The organism is Bacillus sp. Hm123 (genome assembly GCF_051842975.2).
Taxonomy (GTDB): Bacteria; Bacillota; Bacilli; order Bacillales; family Domibacillaceae; genus Bacillus_CE.
This window is the reverse complement of sequence record NZ_CM200277.1, coordinates 71,891-87,500: the sequence shown is the minus strand read 5'-3', so window position 1 is coordinate 87,500 and position 15,610 is coordinate 71,891. Positions and strand designations below refer to the sequence as shown.

Sequence of the window (15,610 nt, the reverse complement as noted above, 5' to 3'; positions counted from 1 at the left end):
ACCCTCTGATTAAAAGTCAGATGCTCTACCAACTGAGCTAATGGCTCAAAATAATATTGTCAAAAATGGTGCCGGCAAGAGGACTTGAACCCCCAACCTACTGATTACAAGTCAGTTGCTCTACCAGTTGAGCTACACCGGCTTATCAAAAATTTAATGGTGGAGGATGACGGGATCGAACCGCCGACCCCCTGCTTGTAAGGCAGGTGCTCTCCCAGCTGAGCTAATCCTCCATGTTTTGCCTGGCAACGTCCTACTCTCACAGGGGGAACCCCCCAACTACCATCGGCGCTGAAGAGCTTAACTTCCGTGTTCGGTATGGGAACGGGTGTGACCTCTTCGCTATCGCCACCAGACTATAAAGTTTGAAAGAGTTGTTCTTTCAAAACTGGATAATAAGTATTGTAACCTTGCAAATCGCCTATTGGTGTATCTATTTCTAGCTCCGGCTCCTAGACATTCGAGTCAAATAACCTGCCGCTTACAAGACTAACGTCTTTCCAGCGTCAGAACATTTGCTTGTCATGTCTGAACAGTCGCCTCTGCTTTATTGGTTAAGTCCTCGATCGATTAGTATTCGTCAGCTCCACGTGTCGCCACGCTTCCACCTCGAACCTATCTACCTGATCATCTTTCAGGGATCTTACTAGCTTGCGCTATGGGAAATCTCATCTTGAGGGGGGCTTCATGCTTAGATGCTTTCAGCACTTATCCCGTCCGCACATAGCTACCCAGCGATGCCTTTGGCAAGACAACTGGTACACCAGCGGTGCGTCCATCCCGGTCCTCTCGTACTAAGGACAGCTCCTCTCAAATTTCCTGCGCCCGCGACGGATAGGGACCGAACTGTCTCACGACGTTCTGAACCCAGCTCGCGTACCGCTTTAATGGGCGAACAGCCCAACCCTTGGGACCGACTACAGCCCCAGGATGCGATGAGCCGACATCGAGGTGCCAAACCTCCCCGTCGATGTGGACTCTTGGGGGAGATAAGCCTGTTATCCCCGGGGTAGCTTTTATCCGTTGAGCGATGGCCCTTCCATGCGGAACCACCGGATCACTAAGCCCGACTTTCGTCCCTGCTCGACTTGTAGGTCTCGCAGTCAAGCTCCCTTGTGCCTTTACACTCTGCGAATGATTTCCAACCATTCTGAGGGAACCTTTGGGCGCCTCCGTTACTTTTTAGGAGGCGACCGCCCCAGTCAAACTGCCCACCTGACACTGTCTCCCACCCCGATCAGGGGTGCGGGTTAGAAGTTCAACACAGCCAGGGTAGTATCCCACCAACGCCTCCACGTAAGCTGGCGCTCACGCTTCAAAGGCTCCTACCTATCCTGTACAAGCTGTGCCAAAATTCAATATCAGGCTACAGTAAAGCTCCACGGGGTCTTTCCGTCCTGTCGCGGGTAACCTGCATCTTCACAGGTACTATAATTTCACCGAGTCTCTCGTTGAGACAGTGCCCAGATCGTTACGCCTTTCGTGCGGGTCGGAACTTACCCGACAAGGAATTTCGCTACCTTAGGACCGTTATAGTTACGGCCGCCGTTTACTGGGGCTTCGGTTCACACCTTCGCTTACGCTAAGCGCTCCCCTTAACCTTCCAGCACCGGGCAGGCGTCAGCCCCTATACTTCGCCTTGCGGCTTCGCAGAGACCTGTGTTTTTGCTAAACAGTCGCCTGGGCCTATTCACTGCGGCTCCTCGGGGCTATTCACCCCAAAGAGCACCCCTTCTCCCGAAGTTACGGGGTCATTTTGCCGAGTTCCTTAACGAGAGTTCACTCGCTCACCTTAGGATTCTCTCCTCGCCTACCTGTGTCGGTTTGCGGTACGGGCACCTTTTACCTCGCTAGAGGCTTTTCTTGGCAGTGTGGAATCAGGAACTTCGGTACTATATTTCCCTCGCCGTCACAGCTCCGCCTTGATGATGACGGGATTTGCCTCGTCATCGGCCTAACTGCTTGGACGCGCATTTCCATTCGCGCGCTTACCCTATCCTCCTGCGTCCCCCCATTGCTCAAATGGTAAATAGGTGGTACAGGAATATCAACCTGTTATCCATCGCCTACGCCTTTCGGCCTCGGCTTAGGTCCCGACTAACCCTGAGAGGACGAGCCTTCCTCAGGAAACCTTAGGCATTCGGTGGAAGGGATTCTCACCCTTCTTTCGCTACTCATACCGGCATTCTCACTTCTAAGCGCTCCACCAGTCCTTACGGTCTAGCTTCACAGCCCTTAGAACGCTCTCCTACCACTGACATCAAAGATGTCAATCCACAGCTTCGGTGATACGTTTAGCCCCGGTACATTTTCGGCGCAGAGTCACTCGACCAGTGAGCTATTACGCACTCTTTAAATGGTGGCTGCTTCTAAGCCAACATCCTGGTTGTCTAAGCAACTCCACATCCTTTTCCACTTAACGTATACTTTGGGACCTTAGCTGGTGGTCTGGGCTGTTTCCCTCTTGACTACGGATCTTATCACTCGCAGTCTGACTCCCAAGGATAAGTTTTTGGCATTCGGAGTTTGTCTGAATTCGGTAACCCGATGGGGGCCCCTAGTCCAAACAGTGCTCTACCTCCAAAACTCTTCCCTTGAGGCTAGCCCTAAAGCTATTTCGGAGAGAACCAGCTATCTCCAGGTTCGATTGGAATTTCACCGCTACCCACACCTCATCCCCGCACTTTTCAACGTACGTGGGTTCGGGCCTCCAGTAAGTGTTACCTTACCTTCACCCTGGACATGGGTAGATCACCTGGTTTCGGGTCTACGACCTCATACTCATTCGCCCTATTCAGACTCGCTTTCGCTGCGGCTCCGTCTTTCTGACTTAACCTTGCATGAAATCGTAACTCGCCGGTTCATTCTACAAAAGGCACGCTATCACCCATTAACGGGCTCTAACTACTTGTAGGCACACGGTTTCAGGATCTTTTTCACTCCCCTTCCGGGGTGCTTTTCACCTTTCCCTCACGGTACTGGTTCACTATCGGTCACTAGGGAGTATTTAGCCTTGGGAGATGGTCCTCCCGGATTCCGACGGAATTTCACGTGTTCCGCCGTACTCAGGATCCACTCTGGAGAGAACGAAATTTCGGTTACAGGATTGTTACCTTCTCTGATGGGCCTTTCCAGACCTCTTCGCCTATCCCGTTCTTTTGTAACTCCGTGTAGAGTGTCCTACAACCCCAGAAGGCAAGCCTTCTGGTTTGGGCTGTTCCCGTTTCGCTCGCCGCTACTCAGGGAATCGCATTTGCTTTCTCTTCCTCCGGGTACTTAGATGTTTCAGTTCCCCGGGTATGCCTTCAACTATCCTATGTATTCAGATAGAGATACTGTTCCATTACGAACAGTGGGTTTCCCCATTCGGAAATCTCCGGATCAAAGCTTACTTACAGCTCCCCGGAGCATATCGGAGTTAGTCCCGTCCTTCATCGGCTCCTAGTGCCAAGGCATCCACCGTGCGCCCTTTCTAACTTAACCTAAAATGGCGATTACTCGGTTATTGCTTGGTTACTTTATACGATATTATCCAGTTTTCAAAGAACAAGTAATAGTTATAGAAGGAATTCATCCTTCAAAACTGAACAAAATAAAACGCGTCGTTAATTTGAGTAAGAACAACGTTCTTACTTTCCGTTCTATCCTTAGAAAGGAGGTGATCCAGCCGCACCTTCCGATACGGCTACCTTGTTACGACTTCACCCCAATCATCTGTCCCACCTTAGGCGGCTGGCTCCCGTAAGGGTTACCCCACCGACTTCGGGTGTTACAAACTCTCGTGGTGTGACGGGCGGTGTGTACAAGGCCCGGGAACGTATTCACCGCGGCATGCTGATCCGCGATTACTAGCGATTCCGGCTTCATGTAGGCGAGTTGCAGCCTACAATCCGAACTGAGAATGGTTTTATGGGATTGGCTAAACCTCGCGGTCTTGCAGCCCTTTGTACCATCCATTGTAGCACGTGTGTAGCCCAGGTCATAAGGGGCATGATGATTTGACGTCATCCCCACCTTCCTCCGGTTTGTCACCGGCAGTCACCTTAGAGTGCCCAACTAAATGCTGGCAACTAAGATCAAGGGTTGCGCTCGTTGCGGGACTTAACCCAACATCTCACGACACGAGCTGACGACAACCATGCACCACCTGTCACTCTGTCCCCCGAAGGGGAACGCTCTGTCTCCAGAGTTGTCAGAGGATGTCAAGACCTGGTAAGGTTCTTCGCGTTGCTTCGAATTAAACCACATGCTCCACCGCTTGTGCGGGCCCCCGTCAATTCCTTTGAGTTTCAGTCTTGCGACCGTACTCCCCAGGCGGAGTGCTTAATGCGTTAGCTGCAGCACTGAAGGGCGGAAACCCTCCAACACTTAGCACTCATCGTTTACGGCGTGGACTACCAGGGTATCTAATCCTGTTTGCTCCCCACGCTTTCGCGCCTCAGCGTCAGTTACAGACCAAAGAGCCGCCTTCGCCACTGGTGTTCCTCCACATCTCTACGCATTTCACCGCTACACGTGGAATTCCGCTCTTCTCTTCTGCACTCAAGTCTTCCAGTTTCCAATGACCCTCCACGGTTGAGCCGTGGGCTTTCACATCAGACTTAAAAGACCGCCTGCGCGCGCTTTACGCCCAATAATTCCGGACAACGCTTGCCACCTACGTATTACCGCGGCTGCTGGCACGTAGTTAGCCGTGGCTTTCTGGTTAGGTACCGTCAAGGTACCGGCAGTTACTCCGATACTTGTTCTTCCCTAACAACAGAGCTTTACGATCCGAAAACCTTCTTCACTCACGCGGCGTTGCTCCGTCAGACTTTCGTCCATTGCGGAAGATTCCCTACTGCTGCCTCCCGTAGGAGTCTGGGCCGTGTCTCAGTCCCAGTGTGGCCGATCACCCTCTCAGGTCGGCTACGCATCGTCGCCTTGGTGAGCCGTTACCTCACCAACTAGCTAATGCGCCGCGGGTCCATCTGTAAGTGATAGCCGAAACCATCTTTCAATCCTTCTCCATGCGGAGAAAGAACTTATCCGGTATTAGCCCCGGTTTCCCGGAGTTATCCCAGTCTTACAGGTAGGTTACCCACGTGTTACTCACCCGTCCGCCGCTAACTTGAATAGAAGCAAGCTTCCATCAAGTTCGCTCGACTTGCATGTATTAGGCACGCCGCCAGCGTTCGTCCTGAGCCAGGATCAAACTCTCCGATAAAGTGTTTGATTGCTCATAAATTGTTTCACTTAGATAAACTAAGTTTTTTAGAATTAACGTTGACGTTTATTTTGTTCAGTTTTCAAAGATCAATTTTAACCTCTGTCATTTTTAGCGACTTTATTATATTAACACTTTGTCCATCTTGTTGTCAACAACTTTTTTGAAGTTTTTTATCAAAACTTGCTGTCGTCGTTAGCAACGAATATAAATATAACATCTCTAAAGAGTCGATGCAAGCACTTTTTTCATTTTTTTAATAGAATCATATATAAACTTATTTTTGCAACACTCTCAAGAAAAAAGACCGCCTTAAGGCAGTCTTTTTCGCATACTATTCTTTATGTCTCATTAATGGGAATAACAGAACGTCACGAATAGAAGGAGAGTTTGTTAACAACATAACTAATCGATCTACACCGATTCCGAGGCCACCCGTAGGAGGAAGTCCGTATTCAAGTGCTTCTATGAAATCATCATCCATTTCGTGAGCTTCATCATTACCTTGTTCACGTTCTTTTAATTGAGCTTCAAAACGTTCTCTTTGATCAATTGGATCATTTAATTCTGTAAATGCATTAGCATGCTCACGTCCAACAATGAATAGCTCAAAACGATCAGTAAAACGAGGGTCCTCGTCATTCTTCTTTGCTAAAGGTGAAATTTCTACTGGATGCCCATAAATAAACGTAGGCTGTATTAGCTTTTCTTCTACCTTTTGTTCGAAAAATTCATTGACGATATGACCGTACTGCATCGTTTCTTTATACTCGATACCATGCTCTTTTGCTAATTGACGAGCTTCTTCGTCAGTCATCTCTTTCCAAAAATCTACCCCAGCGTATTCTTTCACCGCGTCCACCATGTGATAACGGCGCCATTGAGGTTCTAGATTTACTTCATATTCTCCATATTGTACTGTCGTAGTACCTAATACTTCCTGTGCAATATGAGCAATTAAGTTTTCTGTTAAGCGCATAATATCTTGATAATCCGCATAAGCTTCATACAATTCGATCATTGTAAATTCCGGGTTATGGCGTGTAGAAATTCCTTCGTTACGGAATACACGACCAATTTCATAGACCTTCTCCATACCACCAACGATTAGACGCTTTAAGTGAAGCTCGATGGCAATACGCATATACAACTCCATATCAAGAGCATTATGGTGAGTAACGAATGGACGAGCAGATGCACCACCAGCAATTGAATGCATCATCGGTGTTTCCACTTCTAAATAGCCTTGTTCATCTAAATAGCGTCTCATAGATTGAATAATACGGCTACGAGCAACGAAAGTTTGTTGGCTTTCTGGACTTGTAATTAAGTCTAAATAGCGTTGACGGTAGCGCTGTTCTACGTCTTTCAATCCATGGAATTTATCCGGAAGAGGACGCAAAGCTTTCGTTAAGTACTCATAATGAGTTACTTTAATTGAAAGTTCTCCTACTTGTGTTTTGAAGATTGTGCCAGCTACACCTACAATATCCCCTAAATCCGTCATATTGAAGACTTCATATGCTTCTTCTCCAATAGCGTCTTTACGGACGTAGATTTGAATTTGGCCAGAAAGATCTTTCACATGCGCAAATCCAGCCTTCCCTTTTCCACGCTTCGTCATTACACGTCCAGCGATTGTCACCGACACTTCTTTCTCTTCAAGCTCTTCTTTCGAAAACTGATCAAATTCGGAAATAATCTCTGCTGCTGAATGAGTACGTTCAAATCGTTTGCCGAACGGGTCCATTCCTTTTTCTCTTAACTCTTGCATTTTCTCTCTTCTAACTAGCAATTGGTCATTTAAATCTTCTTGACTCATCTAATATTCACTCCTCTATCTATAATCGCCCTGCGCTTTATCCAACTTGACTAGTTGCTTCTTTCTCCTCAACTTCTTGAACAAAACCGGACAGCAAATTCACAAGCTCATCTCTTGTATCACATAAGTTAATTTCTTTACGTACGCTAGCATTGCCTCGAATACTTTTTAAGTACCAAGCCGCATGTTTTCTCATCTCGCGCACAGCAATAAATTCATTTTTCAGCTCGATCAATCGATCTAAGTGTAGTAAGCAAACATCGATTTTTTCTCGAGCCGTCGGTTCACCCATCAATTCACCTGTTTCTAAATAATGAACGGTGCGATAAATCATCCACGGGTTCCCAAGTGCTGCACGACCGATCATGACACCATCGACACCCGTTTCATCTAACATGCGCTTGGCATCTTGAGGGGTTTGAACGTCACCATTCCCAATAACCGGGATGTTAACTGATTGCTTCACTTCTTTAATAATATCCCAATTGGCGTGACCCTCGTACATTTGCACGCGAGTACGCCCATGAAGCGCAACCGCTTGTCCGCCTGCTCTTTCTATCGCTCTAGCATTTTCTACTGCATAAATGTGGTCTTCATCCCAGCCCATGCGCATTTTCACTGTGACCGGTTTACTAACGGCGTCCGTAACAGCGGCAACCATCTCGTAAATTTTATTTGGATCAAGCAACCATTTCGCACCCGCATCACATTTCGTAATTTTAGGTACTGGGCAACCCATATTAATATCGATAATGTCTGCGTTGGTGTTTTTATCCACGAAACTTGCTGCTTGAACGAGAGATTCCCTTTCACCACCGAAGATTTGTAGACTAAGCGGCTTTTCTCTCTCATCAATATAAAGCATGTCTAGCGTTTTTTCGTTTTGAAAGACAATCCCTTTATCGCTGACCATTTCAGCGCAAACTAAACCGGCGCCAAACTCTTTCACTGTCAAGCGAAACGCAGAGTTACATATACCTGCCATCGGGGCAAGAACAACCGGATTTTTCATTTCAATATTTCCGATTTTTAGCATACTTCACTCTCCTTTCTATTTATTTATCCGGCGGGCTTAGCTCTTCCACACGAATTTGAAGCACTTCAGCGATTTGCTGCAGCAGCTGTTCCGTAATAGGACGGTAGCCTCTTTCTACGTCTCCTAATGCAGATACAGGCACACCTATTTCATGAGCAAGCTCTTCCTGGGTAAAGCCTTTCAATTTTCTAAAGGCCCGGATACGTCGTCCCCATTGATCCGTTTCCATAGCCGAACACCTTCTTTCCCTTGAATACTAGTACTAAGTTCTTCAAGCGTCATACGTGTGCCTGGAAAGCATGTTGTTGAATCTATCTCTAATAACGGTATAAGCACAAAAGCACGTTCACGCATTCTAGGGTGCGGAACAATTAGTTTCTCTGATTCAATATTGTCTTGATTATATAATAAAATGTCAAGGTCTATTGTTCTTGGTCCCCATTTGATTTCTCTTATTCGACCAAGCTGTGCTTCAATAGAAAGACATTTATCTAACAGTTCCTCCGCACTTAAAGACGTGCGAATTTCTACCACCATATTTAAAAAACTAGCTTGTTCGGTATAACCTACTGGGTCAGTTTCATAAATAGAAGAGATTTGTTTAATTAAAATATACTCGTCGTTCCGAAGACTCGTCAATGCCGCTTGTAAGTTAGCGAGTCTGTCACCCACATTCGTGCCGAGTGATAAATAAGCTTTGTTTTCCATGGATCATCCTTCTATCTTTTTCTCATTATTTCCACTGCTACATGCTGATAATGTCCAGGGATCGGGGGATCGGGCTTAATCACTTTAATTGTACAAGCTTGAACAGAAGGAAGTTTATCCAAAAGAGTAGCCGCTATTTTCTCCGCCACACTCTCTACTAGCTTAAATGGTGAGCCTTCTGCGACGTCTTTACAAATTTGATATACATCTGCATAATTCACCGTGTATTCCAGTTGATCCGTTTCTCCTGCTCGCTGTAGTGATACTTCTAACGTAGCATCTACTCGGAAACGTTGACCAAGCTTATTTTCTTCTGGGAAAACCCCATGATATCCGTAAAAATCCATACCTGTTACATAGATCTTGTCCATACTTTCACCCCTTTCCTATCAAGGCATCCGTCATTTTTGCCATGCGGCTAATCGACTTCACATCATGCACTCTTAATATGTTGCACCCTTGTTGAATACCGAAACAGCATGTTGCGCCTGTCCCTTCCATTCTTTCTTCTACTGGAAGATCGAGAACATGGCCGATGATTCTTTTTCGTGAAGCTCCCAATAGCACAGGAAATCCTAAAGCTACAATCTTATCTAATTGACGAAGCATCTCTAAGTTTTGATCCATACTTTTAGCAAATCCGATTCCAGGGTCAAGAATAATCTGACCCTTCTCGACACCAGCCTTCATCGCAATATTAATACTTTCATATAGATCTGCTAACACATCTCTTATGAACACTTCATAATCCATTTGCTCGCGATTATGCATTAAAATAATAGGCACTTGTTTCTCCGCTGCGACCGCTGCAATTTCAGGGTCCTTCTTTGCTCCCCACACATCATTAATGATATGAGCCCCCGCTTCGATCGATTGCCGAGCTGTTTCTGCTTTATACGTGTCAATCGATAAAGGGACATTTACTTCAGCAGCCACTGCTTGAATAACAGGCAAAACTCGTTCAAGTTCTTGTTCAAGCGAGACAGGAATGTGACCTGGGCGAGTTGATTCGCCACCGATATCAATTAAGTCTGCTCCTGAAGCAACCATTTCTTTCGCATGACGGACGGCGTTGTCGACATGATGAAAGAAACCGCCATCTGAAAAAGAATCCGGGGTTGCGTTTAAAATTCCCATAATGTATGTCTTTTGCTGAAAATCTAAAAGGTGTTCTCCCGCTTTCACTTTCATGATTCCAAAAGCTCCTTCCACTTTTTAACCTGCTTTTATTTTACCAAAGAAATAGAGCAAAAGAAAAAACAGACTGATTTCTCAGCCTGCTTTCTTTCGTTATTACTCTTCATCAAACTGATAAAGTGGTGTACTTAAATAGCGCTCTCCGTTACTTGGAATAATCGCCAATACTTTTTTACCTTTTCCAAGCTTAGCTGCTACTTGCAGAGCGGCAGAAATGGCTGCCCCTGAAGAAATACCACCTAAGATACCTTCTTCACGCGCCACTTTACGAGCAGTTTCAAATGCATCTTCATTTTCTATTTTAATGATTTCGTCATACACGTCTGTATTCAATACTTTCGGTACAAACCCTGCACCGATACCTTGGATTTTATGTGGACCTGGCTTACCACCGGATAAAACAGGTGAATCCGTTGGCTCTACCGCATAAATTTTAATGTCTTTGAACTGTTCTTTTAATACTTGACCAGCTCCGGTAATCGTTCCGCCTGTTCCAATCCCAGAAATGAAAGCGTCTAGTTGATCCATTTGTTCAACGATCTCTTTACCTGTCGTAAGGCGGTGAATTTCAGGATTAGCTTCATTTTCAAACTGCTGTGGCATGAAATAACCGTGCTCTTCTGCTAGCTCTTTCGCTTTACGAATAGCTCCACCCATTCCTTCCGCGCCTGGTGTCAGCACAAGCTCTGCACCATATGCACGAAGTAAGTTACGACGTTCCATACTCATCGTTTCAGGCATCACAAGAATTGCGCGATACCCTTTCGCTGCTGCAACCATCGCTAGCCCAATTCCCGTGTTACCGCTCGTCGGCTCAATGATTGTGCCTCCTTTTTTCAAACCGCCTTTTTCTTCAGCTGCTTCAATCATCGCTAAAGCAATACGGTCCTTAACACTGCTACCTGGATTCATATATTCAAGCTTCAAATAAACTTCTGCACTATTTTCATCTACAACATTATTTAACTTTACAATCGGTGTCTGCCCAATTAATTCAGCTACCGAATTTGCTATACGTACCATTCTCTCCACCTCAATACCGAGTATTTTTATTGGTTATATAGAATTTAGCAGTTTTTTTGAGAAAAGTCAATCTTTTTATCCTTTAAATTCTCAATTATTACAAAAAAACCTGCAAAACAAAATCGTCTTGTCAGGTTTTTCTTGTTACATACGATCAAGGATCATTTGGCCTCTTCCTTCATTTGCTTCAGTTCATCTTCTGTAAACAAATACGTTTCATTACAGAAATGACACTGCGCTTCCGCCTGTCCTTCTTCAGTAATCATCTCTTCAATTTCTGTTTTTCCAAGGCCGATAATTGCATTGCCAAAACGCTCTTTTGAACAAGTACACTTAAAGCTTAACGGCATCTCCTCTAAAATCCTTACATTTTCTTCTCCTAAAATGTAAAAAAGAATTTCCTCTGGAGTTAAACCTTGTTCAATCAGCTTAGAAATAGGCGTCATGTTCGTGATTTTTTCTTCAATATGAGTAATCGTTTCATCCGATGCACCCGGCATAATTTGAATAATAAAGCCGCCAGCAGCTAAAATCGAATTATCTGGATTGACAAGCACTCCTACACCAACAGCAGAAGGTACTTGCTCAGATGAAGCAAAATAGTAAGTGAAATCCTCTCCTATTTCTCCAGAAACGATTGGCGTTTGTCCTGTAAAATGGTCGCGAAGCCCTACATCTTTCACAACTGAAAGCATCCCATCTGTTCCGACCGCACGCTGAACATCTAACTTACCATGTTGATTTAAGTCAAAGTGAGTTTGTGGATTCGTCACATATCCTCGAACTTCTCCTTTGGCGTTGGCATCCACGAGGATTAAGCCAATTGGTCCGCCACCTTGCAATTTAATCGTAAGCTTTTCTTCACCTTTGAGCATAGCTCCCATTATTGCACCGACTGTCATTGTTCGACCAAGCGCCGCGGACGCTGTTGGCCAAGTGTAATGTTTGCTTTGCGCTTCACCGACTGTTTCTGTTGTATTAGCTGCATACGCGCGCACTTGCCCATCAAAGGCTAACGCTTTTACTAAATAGTCTTTCATCTAAGCACTTCCTTCTTTATCCAATGTTTCGTTTGTAAATGAGGCAAAGACCTTTTAGTGTTAAAAACGGATCGACTACATCAATACTAGTTGCCTCCTCAGCAATTAAAGGAGCTAACCCACCAGTCGCAATCACAGTTGGTGTCTTTTTATTTTGAGCCTTCATTCGATTAACGATCCCGTCGACTTGCCCGACGTATCCAAATAAAATACCTGCTTGCATCGCTGCTACAGTGTTTTTTCCAACGATCTGATCAGGGCGGACGATCTCAATACGAGGAAGCTTAGCTGCTCTTGAATACAAAGCTTCTGTTGAAATATTAATACCTGGAGCAATCGCCCCTCCCATATAATGTCCACCTTCATCAATATAACAATACGTCGTTGCTGTACCAAAATCAACAATGATGAGCGGACTGCCATACTCATGAATAGCAGCTACCGCATTGACAATCCTGTCCGCACCAACCTCACGAGGATTTTCATATTTAATGTTCAATCCTGTTTTTATACCAGGGCCGACAATAAGCGGCTTTATATTAAAATATTTTTTACACATTTTCTCAAGAGAAAACATGATTGGCGGCACAACTGAGGAGATAATCATCCCATCAATTTGTGAAAAAGTAAGACCTTCATGTTCAAACAGATTCTTAATAATCATACCGTATTCGTCCTCTGTTTTATTGCGATTTGTTTCAATGCGCCAGTGATATTTTAATACATCATTTTCATACACACCTAACACGGTATTTGTATTCCCTACATCCAAAACAAATATCAACTTTTCTCACCACACCATACAGACTTTTTATTTTCTGCCATTCATCATACCACATATGAACCTTATCGGCATTATTGTACGCCTATACTAATTTGAAAAAAAGGACGTCGATTTCATAGCATCGACGTCCTTTTCATTTAGCTTTTCAGCTCATCATCTTTATTTATCGGAGCAACCGGCTTGTCTTCAGATTCTACAACATCTTCCGCTTGGGCTGGCTCCTCTTTTCTTTGTACATTAACTTTCACTTGATCATTTCCACTTGCATCGGAAGACTCCGAATCAGCATACTTTCTTTCAGGCAGTGTTCCATGATCAGCAAGGTGCTTAATTTGAGCAGCATCTAATGTTTCAATTTCAAGAAGCGTATTCGCAATGACGTCTAGCTTATCGCGATTCTCCGTTAAAATTTCTTTCGCACGCTCATAGCAATTTTTAATGATGTGTTGAATTTCAAGGTCGATTTCATAAGCAATCTTATCTGAATAGTTTTGCTCATTGTTAAAGTCACGACCTAAGAATACTTGACCACCAGATGTTTGACCAAACTGTAACGGGCCAAGCTTATCACTCATACCAAACTCCGTCACCATGCGACGAGCAATACCCGTTGCACGCTGGAAGTCATTATGGGCACCTGTGGATGCTTCACCAAAAACAATATCCTCTGCTACGCGTCCACCAAGCAAGCCAGTAATCTTATCAAGCAACTCTGGCTTTGTCATGAAATAGCGATCTTCTTTCGGAAGCATGACCGCATATCCACCAGCTTGACCACGAGGAACGATTGTTACTTTATGAACCATATCTGCTTCATCTAGCACTAAACCAATAACTGTATGTCCCGCTTCGTGGAAAGCGACAATATTTCTTTCTTTTTCGGAAATGACGCGACTTTTCTTAGCTGGACCGGCAATGACGCGATCTGTTGCTTCATCGATATCAAGCATATCAACTTTTTTCTTATTTCGACGAGCGGCTACAAGAGCTGCTTCATTCAATAAGTTTTCTAAGTCAGCACCAGAAAATCCTGGCGTTCTCATCGCGATTGCTTTTAAGTCCACTGATTCATCAAGCGGTTTGTTTCGTGCATGAACATGAAGAACCGCTTCACGACCTGTTACATCTGGACGATCAACAGTAATTTGACGGTCAAAGCGACCAGGACGTAATAAAGCAGGGTCTAGAATATCTGGGCGGTTTGTCGCAGCAATGATAATAATTCCTTCATTGGCACTAAATCCATCCATTTCAACAAGCAATTGGTTCAACGTTTGCTCACGCTCATCGTGACCACCGCCAAGACCCGCGCCACGCTGACGACCAACGGCATCAATTTCATCAATAAAGATAATACAAGGTGCATTCTTTTTCGCATTTTCAAATAAATCACGCACACGAGAAGCACCGACACCGACGAACATTTCTACGAAGTCAGAACCACTGATCGTGAAGAATGGAACACCAGCTTCTCCAGCGGCTGCTCGTGCAAGAAGGGTTTTACCTGTACCAGGAGGTCCCACCAATAGAACACCTTTTGGAATTCTAGCACCTAATTCAGCGAATTTGCGAGGATCTTTTAAGAATTCAACAACCTCAACAAGCTCTTGCTTCTCTTCATCTGCTCCAGCCACGTCTTTAAAACGGACTTTTTTCTTTTCATCATTGTATAAGCGCGCCTTGCTCTTACCGAAGTTCATTACTCGGCTACCGCCACCTTGCGCTTGGTTCAATAAGAAGAAAAAGAGCAAGAAAATGATTAAGAATGGAATAATCGTCGTGAAGAAAGAGACCCAACCACTTGCTTCTTTAGCTGGAAGCACTTCTACTTTTGAATCTTTAGCTGCCTGATCTACTCGATTTAACATCGACTCGCTATTCATCACATAAGTAAGGAAATACTCGCCTTCTTCTGCTCCTTTAAGCTGACCACGAACGGCATAAACGCCTCTCTCTGGTTGCATTGTAAACGATGCCACTTCATCTTTTTCAAGACTTGAAACAAATTGATTATACGTTATATTTTTATTAGGCTCATTGCCATTATTGAAATAACTAACAACCCCAATAATAACGAGAAATACTAGTAAGTAAAATATGGTATAACGAAATATTCGGTTCATCCCTTACCTCCTCCCACTATAAAAAACATTGTATTCAATACTATCACAGAAAATCTTGGCATTACAACTATTTGGCATGTTGTTTGGCAATTTCATTTAATCCAATCAACCCTTTTATTACTCTTCCGTTTTTGTATACACTTCAGGTTTTAACACTCCGATATATGGAAGGTTGCGATATTTCTCAGCGTAATCAAGTCCATAACCTACGACAAAGGCATCCGGCACTTTAAAGCCTACGATATCCGCTTTGATCTTCGCTTTACGACCTGTTGGCTTGTCTAAAAGCGTAACAATTTTAACTGATTTCGCTTTACGGTAACGGAAAAGCTCCACAAGGTAGCTTAATGTTAAGCCGCTGTCGATGATATCCTCGATAATGAGAACATCTCTTCCTTCAACTGAAGTGTCTAAATCCTTCACGATTTTAACCTCTCCAGACGAAGTCATTGAGCTTCCATAACTAGACACATCCATAAAATCCATTTCTAAATAAGTGTCTACTCTCTTTAACAAGTCAGACATAAATGGCATAGCGCCTTTTAGCACACCGACCACAAGTGGAAATCTATCCTGATATTCCTCGGTGAGCTGACCACCTAACTCTTTAATTTTCGCTTGAATTTCTTCTTCAGAAATCAAAATTTGTTCAATATCTTGATTTAACAATG

At 44.4% G+C, this 15,610-nt stretch carries 11 protein-coding genes, 3 tRNA genes and 3 rRNA genes (1 of these 17 only partly in view); all 17 read right to left on the bottom strand.

Going from position 1 to position 15,610, the window contains the following annotated elements:
* Nucleotides 1-47: transfer RNA gene (locus ACSVDJ_RS00475), tRNA-Lys, on the bottom strand; it reaches 26 nt to the left of the window's first position.
* Between the two features lie 19 nt (nt 48-66).
* A tRNA-Thr gene (locus ACSVDJ_RS00470) sits at nt 67-142 on the bottom strand.
* Between the two features lie 15 nt (nt 143-157).
* A tRNA-Val gene (locus ACSVDJ_RS00465) sits at nt 158-233 on the bottom strand.
* Nucleotides 234-240: 7 nt separating this feature from the next.
* A 5S ribosomal RNA gene (rrf, locus tag ACSVDJ_RS00460) occupies nt 241-356 on the bottom strand.
* Nucleotides 357-550: 194 nt separating this feature from the next.
* Nucleotides 551-3,483, bottom strand: a 23S ribosomal RNA gene (locus ACSVDJ_RS00455).
* 168 nt (nt 3,484-3,651) lie between these two features.
* Nucleotides 3,652-5,206, bottom strand: a 16S ribosomal RNA gene (locus ACSVDJ_RS00450).
* The 16S, 23S and 5S rRNA genes sit together here with 3 tRNA genes alongside, the layout of an rRNA operon.
* A 334-nt stretch (nt 5,207-5,540) precedes the next feature.
* Nucleotides 5,541-7,028 carry a lysine--tRNA ligase gene (gene lysS, locus ACSVDJ_RS00445; RefSeq protein ID WP_439170948.1) on the bottom strand — a complete coding sequence of 496 codons (1,488 nt, stop codon included), beginning with the start codon at nt 7,026-7,028 and terminating at the stop codon, nt 5,541-5,543.
* A 37-nt stretch (nt 7,029-7,065) separates the two neighbouring features.
* Nucleotides 7,066-8,064: a tRNA dihydrouridine synthase DusB gene (gene dusB, locus ACSVDJ_RS00440; RefSeq protein WP_439170949.1), complete on the bottom strand. Its 999-nt coding sequence runs from the start codon at nt 8,062-8,064 to the stop codon at nt 7,066-7,068.
* Between the two features lie 19 nt (nt 8,065-8,083).
* Entirely contained in the window at nt 8,084-8,293 is a 210-nt protein-coding gene (locus ACSVDJ_RS00435) for a helix-turn-helix domain-containing protein (RefSeq protein ID WP_439170951.1), read from the bottom strand.
* Nucleotides 8,245-8,772 carry a 2-amino-4-hydroxy-6-hydroxymethyldihydropteridine diphosphokinase gene (gene folK / locus ACSVDJ_RS00430; protein ID WP_439170952.1) on the bottom strand — a complete coding sequence of 176 codons (528 nt, stop codon included), beginning with the start codon at nt 8,770-8,772 and terminating at the stop codon, nt 8,245-8,247. Before folK ends, ACSVDJ_RS00435 begins: the two co-directional genes overlap by 49 nt.
* A gap of 11 nt (nt 8,773-8,783) precedes the next feature.
* Entirely contained in the window at nt 8,784-9,143 is a 360-nt protein-coding gene (gene folB, locus ACSVDJ_RS00425; protein ID WP_439170953.1) for a dihydroneopterin aldolase, read from the bottom strand.
* A gap of 4 nt (nt 9,144-9,147) precedes the next feature.
* Nucleotides 9,148-9,963, bottom strand: a complete 816-nt coding sequence (folP, locus tag ACSVDJ_RS00420) for a dihydropteroate synthase (protein WP_439170954.1) — start codon at nt 9,961-9,963, stop codon at nt 9,148-9,150.
* A gap of 102 nt (nt 9,964-10,065) precedes the next feature.
* On the bottom strand, nt 10,066-10,992 hold the full coding sequence (gene cysK, locus ACSVDJ_RS00415) for a cysteine synthase A (RefSeq protein WP_439170955.1): 927 nt from the start codon (nt 10,990-10,992) through the stop codon (nt 10,066-10,068).
* A 161-nt stretch (nt 10,993-11,153) separates the two neighbouring features.
* Entirely contained in the window at nt 11,154-12,032 is an 879-nt protein-coding gene (gene hslO, locus ACSVDJ_RS00410; protein ID WP_439170957.1) for an Hsp33 family molecular chaperone HslO, read from the bottom strand.
* Nucleotides 12,033-12,048: 16 nt separating this feature from the next.
* On the bottom strand, nt 12,049-12,816 hold the full coding sequence (locus tag ACSVDJ_RS00405; protein WP_439170959.1) for a type III pantothenate kinase: 768 nt from the start codon (nt 12,814-12,816) through the stop codon (nt 12,049-12,051).
* Nucleotides 12,817-12,953: 137 nt separating this feature from the next.
* On the bottom strand, nt 12,954-14,939 hold the full coding sequence (gene ftsH / locus ACSVDJ_RS00400; RefSeq protein ID WP_439170961.1) for an ATP-dependent zinc metalloprotease FtsH: 1,986 nt from the start codon (nt 14,937-14,939) through the stop codon (nt 12,954-12,956).
* A gap of 117 nt (nt 14,940-15,056) precedes the next feature.
* Complete coding sequence (hpt, locus tag ACSVDJ_RS00395; protein WP_439170962.1) at nt 15,057-15,608, bottom strand: hypoxanthine phosphoribosyltransferase; 552 nt, start codon at nt 15,606-15,608, stop codon at nt 15,057-15,059.
* Between the last annotated feature and the right edge of the window lie 2 nt (nt 15,609-15,610).